Raw genomic sequence first — 4476 nt, 5'->3', positions numbered from 1 at the left:
CGACCGGGCCGCCCACCCCCACGCGCAGCGGCGGCAGTTTCTTCGTGCGGTGGGGGATGGTGTGCAGTGCGGCGCTCATGGGGGAATCGGTTCGTCCGGGGAGTCGGGGCGAACCGAGTGTAGTGCCGGCCGGGCGCTCAGCCTTTCTTGGCCGGCGGCTTGCCGCCTTGTCCGCCGCCCTGCCCACCCCCTGGCGGGCCGCCGGCCGGGCGCAGCGCGAGCACGTCGCCGATCTTCTGGCAGGTGCCCGAGATGGTCTCGCCGTTGCGGCCGGCGAAGCTCGCGGCGGCGCCTTCGGCCTTGCCGTTGCACGCGGCGATCGCCTCGGGCGGCGGTGCCGGCGGCTTGCCGCCTTGCGATGCGGCCGGGTCAGCGGCGGTGCCTGCCAGCGGCAGCGCCAGCAGCAGGGTGGCCGCGGCGGCGGCCAGGGTTCGGTTGATGCGGTTCAAGGTCGTCATGTCGCTGTCTCCTTCGTCAAAAAAACAGGTCTCAGGCCGCGATTCCCACGGTCAGCGCGGCGGTGTAGCCGGCCGCGACGCTGCCGCTCAGCGTGGCCATCTGCAGCGTGACGCCGTCGCTGAACACGTTGTCGGTCGCGAAGCTGATCTGGTTCAGGTTGCTCACGCTCGCGCTGTAGCCGCTGGCCGTGCTGTAGACGGTGCTGCAATCGGCGACCGGGAACGCCATCTGCGAGGTCTTGATCTTGCTGGTCGACGAGGTGGCCGTGGCCAGGCTGCGGTACACCTCGAAGTGGATGTGCGGCATGCGGCCGGCGTAGCAGCCGGGGAACACGGTGGTGAACGTGACCTGCCCGTTGGCATCGGTCTCCTGCACACCGCGCAGATAGTTCTGGCTGGTGACTCCCGACGAGTACATCGAGTAGCGCCCCTCCCGGTCGCAGTGCCACAGGTAGATCGCATAGCCGGAGAGGTCGGCGCAACTGGTGTTGGTATCGACCAGCGTCAGCGTGACGGTCAACGTGACGCCCTCCGCCGAGCCCAGGCTGCTGGGGAGGCTCGACCGGATGTCGCTGCGCACGATGCCGCTCACCCCGAGCACGTTGGCGACGCTGCCGTTCACGCTGTTCGAGCCGTCGCCGGGGTAGGGGCCGGCGGTCTCTTCCGGGATGACCGAGCAGGAGCTGCTGCCGGAGCCGGAAGATCCACCGGAGCCGCTGGACCCCGAAGAGCTGCTGGTGGTGGTGTCCGTGGAACTGCCGCCACCACCGCAGCCGAGCAACGACGACACCGCGGTCACCGCGCCGACGCCGGCCAGCCAGGTCAGTGCGCGCCGGCGCTGCATCACCTGCAGGTCGTGGACAAGGCCGAGATCGTGCTCGTGATGAGGCCCGTGGGGGTCGCATGAGGGCTGCTCGTGGTCGAGGGCGTGGTGGCGAAGGGTGTCGGACATGGTGTTGGCGAGGCAGTGGCTGTGAGGCTGCCGATGCTGGTCGCCGACGGTGTCGGGAATATCGTCGCTTTGTATCAACTTGGACACGGTCCATTTGAACTGTGTCTGCGGTGTACCCGAGCGGCGATCAGGCGCGTGGGAGCAGCAGCCGGGCCCGCAGGCCGCCTTCGGGCCGGTTCGACAGCGTCAGATGGCCGCCCAGCCGTTCGGCCAGGTCCCTTGCGATGTACAGGCCCRGGCCACTGCCGCCGCTGCTGGCGACCCGGTAGAACGGGCGGAACACCGTCTCCAGCTGGTCCTCGGGGATGCCGGGGCCGTGGTCGTCGATGCACAGCTCCAGCTCGCGGGGATGGCCGCGCAGGCTCAGCTCGGCCGAACCGGCATGGCGCAGCGCGTTGCCGATCAGGTTGCCGAGGATGCGGCCCAGGGCTTCGCTCTGTGCCAGCACGACGGCCTCGCCGCCGCTGTCGTCGGCGATGCGCACCGCGAGGCCCTGCTCGACCCGGTCGTCGACCTGGGCCTGCAGCAAGGCGCGCAGGTCGACGCGCTGGCGCGCCTGCGGCGCATGCTGGTCGCGCAGCATCGACAGGACGCTGCCGATCAGCGCGTCCATCTCCTGCAGGTCGGCGATGCAGCGTTCGGTCTGCGCCCCTGGCTCCATCGTCTCGAGCCGCAGGCGCAGCCGGGCCAGCGGCGTGCGCAGGTCGTGCGAGATCGCGGCCATCAGCAGGCCCTGCGCGCCGAACTGCTCGTGCAGGCGCTGCGCCATCGTGTTGAAGACCTGCGCGGCCTGGCGCACCTCGCGCGTGCCCGCGTGCTCGTCGAGCGTCGGCGCCGGGCGGCGCTGTGCGATCTCCTGGCCGAGCGCACGCGACGCATCGGCCAGCCGGCGCATCGGCTGCGACAGCCACTGCGCGCCCCACCAGGCGGCCCCGCCGATCACCAGGAAGCGCACCAGGTAGTCGAGCCACAGCGAGCGCATCGGCGGCGCGCCGACCGGTGGTCGCCCGGGTTGCCCCGGGGGTGGCGGTCCGCCCGGCCCCGCGCTGCCGGGTCCCGGCCCCTGCGGGCCGCCCTTGGGCAGCAGGCCGGGCGGCAGCGATGACAGCGGCGGCACGCCCATGCCGTCGTTTCCGGGTGCGGGCGAGCCCATCGGCGGCCCGTTGCCCAGCCCGTCGGCGATGCTGCGCACCGCCGCGAAACTGAGGAAATGGCTGGCCACCAGCGCGACCCACATCAGCAGCATCAGCCGCTTGAACAGGGTGTCGCTGAACAGCCGGTTGCTGAACAACCTGTTGCTGAACAGCGGGCGCAGTCGCTGCAACAGGCTCAAGCGCGCGCCCCGCCGTCGTTGCCGTTGAACAGGTAGCCCTCGCCGCGCACGGTGCGGATCAGGTTCGGCTCGTCGAGCTTCTGGCGCAGCCGCGACACCGTCAGGTCGATGCTGCGGTCGGTCACCTCGGCGCCGGGTGCGCGCGTCAGGTCGAGCAGCTGGTCGCGGCTCAGCACGCGGTTCGGGTGGTCGACGAAGGCCGACAGCAGCCGGAACTCGGCCGACGAGAGCGCGACCACCACCTGCTGCGGCGAGGTCAGCTGGCGGCGCAGCCGGTCGAAGGTCCAGCCGGCGAATTGCAGCACGGTCGCGGTCGGCGCGGCGACCGGGGCGGCCCCGGCGCGGCGCAGCACCGCATGGATGCGCGCCACCAGCTCGCGCGGCTCGAACGGCTTGGGCAGGTAGTCGTCGGCGCCGAGCTCCAAGCCGACGACGCGGCTCGCCGGGTCGCCCTGCGCGGTCAGCATGATCACCGGCAGCGGCGCGATCTCGCGCACCCAGCGGAACAGGTCGAGCCCGTTGCCGTCGGGCAGCATCAGGTCGAGCAGCAGCACCTTGAACGGGTCGGGGCCGCCCAGGCCCGTGCGCAGCACGCGCCGCAGGCTCGCGGCATCGGCCACCGCGCTCACCCGCATGCCATAGCGTTGCAGGTAGTCGCTGACGAGCTGGCGCAGGTCGAGGTCGTCATCGACCAGCAGGACGTGGATCATCGTCAGGAGCGGAACAGCCGCGAGTACTGCGCCTCGTGGCGTGCCGACAGGATCGCCAGCATCGGCGTGAAGGCCTGGCGCTCGGCGTGGGTGGCCGCGATCGCGCGGTCGACCGCCGCGGGAATCGCGTCGGCCAGCGCGGCCAGCACGCGCTGGCCGGCGTTCTGGCCGAGCGGCACGGATTTCAGCGCGGCCTGCACCATGTTCTCGGCCCAGCCGAAGCAAAGGCTCAGCAGCGCGTCGCGCAGCGGCGCACCGGTCTGCGCGGCGGCCAGTGCGAACGCCACCGGCCAGGTCGGCGCCGGCTTCAGGGCGGCCAGCACCGCGAGGCGCTCGTCGGCGAGGCCGCGGTTCTTCAGCCACTCGAGCAGCGAGCGGCCCATCTGTTCGGCCTGCAGGCGCATCTCGCTGCTCTCGCGGGTCTGCACGACCCAGTCGTTCAGCTCGCGGATCGCGTCGCGGTCGTCACGCTGCCAGGCCGCGAAGGCCCTGGCGGCGAGCGGCAGGTCGCTGCGGGCGAGGCCCAGGCGCAGCTGGTCGAGCAGCCAGGCGGCGGCCTGCGCCTCGGTGGTGACGAGGCCGGCATCGACCGCCGACTCCAGCCCCTCGGAGTAGCTGAAGCCGCCGACCGGCAGCGCCGGCGAGGCCAGCCACATCAGCTGCAGCAGCGAGGCGGCGCTGGTCGGGGCGGGGGCGCGGCGGACGCGGGGCATCGGTGTCAGTGGCCGTGGTGGTCGTGGTGACCGTGACCGTGGTGGTCGTGGCCCGCGTGCCCGTGGTCGTGATCATCGTGGCCATGCCCGTGATGCGCGTGCCCGCCGGCCGCATACGCACCACCTTCCGGCTCGAACGCCGCCGAGGCCTCGTTCACGATCAGGTGCATCTGCCGCAGCATGTCGGCCAGCACGTGGTCGGGTTCGAGCTTCAGGTGGTCGGGCTTCAGCTCGAGCTGCACGTGCCGGTTGCCCAGGTGGTAGGCGGCGCGCAGCAGGTCGAACGGCGTGCCGTGCTGCGTGCAGTGCG

Annotated in this window: 6 protein-coding genes and 1 pseudogene; all 7 read right to left on the bottom strand. The window is 71.9% G+C overall.

The window, feature by feature from the left end; all coding sequences use genetic code 11:
- Nucleotides 1–79, bottom strand: a pseudogene (locus tag AC1D15_RS19290) (urease accessory protein UreG); the annotation flags it as partial.
- A gap of 58 nt (nucleotides 80–137) precedes the next feature.
- Nucleotides 138–458 carry a hypothetical protein gene (locus AC1D15_RS19285; RefSeq protein ID WP_477827248.1) on the bottom strand — a complete coding sequence of 107 codons (321 nt, stop codon included), beginning with the start codon at nucleotides 456–458 and terminating at the stop codon, nucleotides 138–140.
- A 31-nt stretch (nucleotides 459–489) separates the two neighbouring features.
- Nucleotides 490–1410, bottom strand: coding sequence for a dioxygenase family protein (locus tag AC1D15_RS19280; protein WP_477827247.1), 921 nt, complete (start codon nucleotides 1408–1410; stop codon nucleotides 490–492).
- 127 nt (nucleotides 1411–1537) lie between these two features.
- Entirely contained in the window at nucleotides 1538–2743 is a 1206-nt protein-coding gene (locus AC1D15_RS19275) for an ATP-binding protein (protein ID WP_477827246.1), read from the bottom strand.
- The gene (locus AC1D15_RS19270) at nucleotides 2740–3453 is read right to left on the bottom strand and encodes a response regulator (RefSeq protein WP_477827245.1); all 714 of its coding nucleotides are present in this window, start codon (nucleotides 3451–3453) and stop codon (nucleotides 2740–2742) included. Before AC1D15_RS19270 ends, AC1D15_RS19275 begins: the two co-directional genes overlap by 4 nt.
- A 2-nt stretch (nucleotides 3454–3455) precedes the next feature.
- Nucleotides 3456–4166, bottom strand: a complete 711-nt coding sequence (locus tag AC1D15_RS19265) for an urease accessory protein UreF (RefSeq protein WP_477827244.1) — start codon at nucleotides 4164–4166, stop codon at nucleotides 3456–3458.
- Between the two features lie 5 nt (nucleotides 4167–4171).
- Nucleotides 4172–4476, bottom strand: a 305-nt coding sequence (locus tag AC1D15_RS19260; RefSeq protein ID WP_477827243.1) for an urease accessory protein UreE, incomplete at its 5' end; no start/stop codon positions are given.

The sequence above is a fragment of the Rhizobacter sp. P2_H2 genome (assembly GCF_056403375.1).
This window is presented reverse-complemented; position numbering and strand designations above follow the sequence as displayed.